The organism is Moritella sp., assembly GCF_033791185.1.
GTDB lineage: Bacteria > Pseudomonadota > Gammaproteobacteria > Enterobacterales > Moritellaceae > Moritella.
The window spans coordinates 1-2,673 of sequence record NZ_JASJHF010000151.1 but is presented as its reverse complement, the minus strand read 5'-3'; the positions used below and the strand labels follow the sequence as shown (position 1 = coordinate 2,673).

Here is a 2,673-nt window from a genome sequence, read left to right as displayed (position 1 = left end):
CACGAATCAGGTTGGAATATATTTTATCGAGCCCCTGTATGCGACACATTTCACCGTCAATAAATCCTGAATTCGCTGAGCGTAATGCACGTTCTGCGGGTAAACGGATGATGACCAGTTGATAACCGATGCGTTTTAAAACTTCACGACTGACATCATCCATAAAACCATCCTGAGCTGGTGTATTCAAAGGAGGTTGACCGATTATATTGAATACCAGATCAGGTTGTGCGTTGACAATAGAATGGAATAAAAATAGAGAAGTGATATAAATAAGCTTATGAAATTTCAGGTTAAAATACGGCGGCCGCTTATTCTTATTAAATTCAAATATCATAATACTACTTTGGTACTAAAAAGATGATGTGCCCGTCGTAAAAATCATATCGGCTCTAACTTGATAAAATTTAACACACTTACCTCAATATTAGCATCTGGATTTATGGTTTTTAGCTAAACATCCATGAAATGCATGCTGTTGGCAGCTTTCTGACAGATGGAGACAGACCATGACGGATGGAGACAGACCCCGATTGATTATTAACACTCACATATTCCACTGGTGAGTTTTAATCCTATTTAAGGGGCTTTGACCGTTTATTTAGTAGTCAAATCCTATAAATAGCACCAATAGACCAACCAGCGCCATGAGAGCATGTATGCCGACAAGTACCATTGGTGGCGGCTTGTTATGCTCGCGTAAGGCAAACAACATAAGCCCACCGATGAGCGCCAGGATCATTAATAAAGCAGCGACATTATTGTATTTATCTGTCGCCCCACTAATGATTTGTACCATCAATAAGCCTAATGCTAGTAACCCAATGCTCGCATGGCTTAAGCCAATTTTTAGCGAACTACGATGGTAATGCACACCCAACACAACTAAAAACAGACCGAGAGAAGCCGCTAGTGAAAAAAGCAAAATTGACGAGAGAATCATTTGAATACCTGGTGGTTAAAAATGTATCGTAAAACTCGCGGTTTAATTAACGAGCAAATGAGGGGTTAACCATCAGTTTTTACAACGCCTAATTTTAAACCGTTACTGGTTATACTCAAGTATGTGATCAGGTCATTTATTGTGCACACGAAAAAAGCCCTGACCCCGTCATTTGATGCTAACAATTATTCCATGAGTGGTTAAATAATATCAAATAGACCGATGGATGTCAGATGGTGGATTATTCGTGGTCTGTCCACGATTGTTGCTATTTTTAAATATAATTAAAGTTGGTCCATGTATCTGCCGAAAGACTAAAGTATGAAGCTGTAGATTCCGCTAATCAAAAATTTTGTAACAATTACATTGTCAATGGCACACAGTATTAGGAAAAGATATGAATGACGTAGCTGTAGATTCCGGTTTTGCATTTGTCCAACTTTTGGGTGATGAGTTGGCCAGCAATAGTTTTAATTTGCCTCGATTTCCAGAAACGGCTCTTCGAATTCAGGAAGCATTGAAAGATCCTGATATCTCAATCGCTTCATTGAGCAACATCGTCCTTACCGAACCCATGTTGACTGTACGGCTGTTGAAAATGGCTAATTCTGCTATGATGAAACGTGGTCCAATGGAAGTGACTGATGTTAAAGTCGCAATGTCTCGAATTGGGTTAAATATGGTACAGAGTGCTGCGATGTCAATCGCCGCCGATGAGGCATTTCAAGCGCCCACGGGTAGCTTACTGAGTATGCGTATCAAGAAGATAAGAAGTCATAGCATCAAAGTTTGCGCATTGGCTTATGTACTAGCGAAAAAAGTGCCAGGCACATGCAATCCGGATGATGCCATGCTCACAGGACTACTGCACTCGATTGGTAAATTTTACATCCTGGCGCGGGCTGACGAATCTCCAGAATTGATCGCCAATGAAGTAGCTCTTGAGAGTTTGTTAAATGATTGGTATACCGGTGTAGGTCGAGCGATAGTTGATTTTTGGGGTTTTCCTGCACATATCGTCGATGCGGTGGATGAACATGAATCGATTGATCGGGTGATAAGTGGCAACGCTGATCTTACCGATATTATTATCGTGGCAAATTTTCTCGCCAAAGCTGAACAGGAGAAAGATGAAGTACAGGAGACACTGGATCAAATGCCTTCAGTATTACGTATGAACCTTGATGGGGAGACAGTGCTGAACTACATACAGGAGTCGGACGAGGAAATAAGCTCTATGATGCAGGCGTTAGCCGGCTGATCTCACGCTATGGCATGGGTAGACTGTGCTGATTAATCAACCCTTTTAACTCCCGCTCTTCCAGAGTAGTGGATAATCTGCGTGATTTCCCGAGCCCATCCGTTAGAAGGATGCATTAAGATGCATTAAGGTCGGACCATAGCATCCTATTGAAACCGAAAGACTTTCCTTTAAATAATAAGTCATATCAGACCTTAAACCGTACATTTTATTACTGAAAACAGGTATTTAAGCAATTTTCTTATATCTACTCATTGCTTCTTAGCGCTATGTTTTTGTCTATAGAATAAGCCTTCTAAGCATAATAACAGATATAATTTGAAAGCTATTTTCATGCATTACAGACACTTACACTGGTCCGACCCCAATGCCAGCCCCAATGCCAGACCAATGCCAGTAAGTTAAGGAAAATCTATGTCATGGTAGGGTGCGCCATGCGCACCAAAATGCCAACAGGTCGGTATTTACA

2 protein-coding genes are annotated in these 2,673 nt (G+C 41.0%); one reads left to right on the top strand and one right to left on the bottom strand.

What is annotated here, in order from left to right; translation table 11 throughout:
* Positions 1-601: 601 nt before the first annotated feature.
* The gene (locus QNK26_RS09115) at positions 602-943 is read right to left on the bottom strand and encodes a hypothetical protein (protein WP_319222379.1); all 342 of its coding nucleotides are present in this window, start codon (positions 941-943) and stop codon (positions 602-604) included.
* A 397-nt stretch (positions 944-1,340) separates the two neighbouring features.
* Here QNK26_RS09115 and QNK26_RS09110 point away from each other — a divergent pair, with 397 nt between their 5' ends.
* Positions 1,341-2,204, top strand: a complete 864-nt coding sequence (locus QNK26_RS09110; RefSeq protein WP_319222377.1) for an HDOD domain-containing protein — start codon at positions 1,341-1,343, stop codon at positions 2,202-2,204.
* The last annotated feature ends 469 nt before the right edge of the window (positions 2,205-2,673 follow it).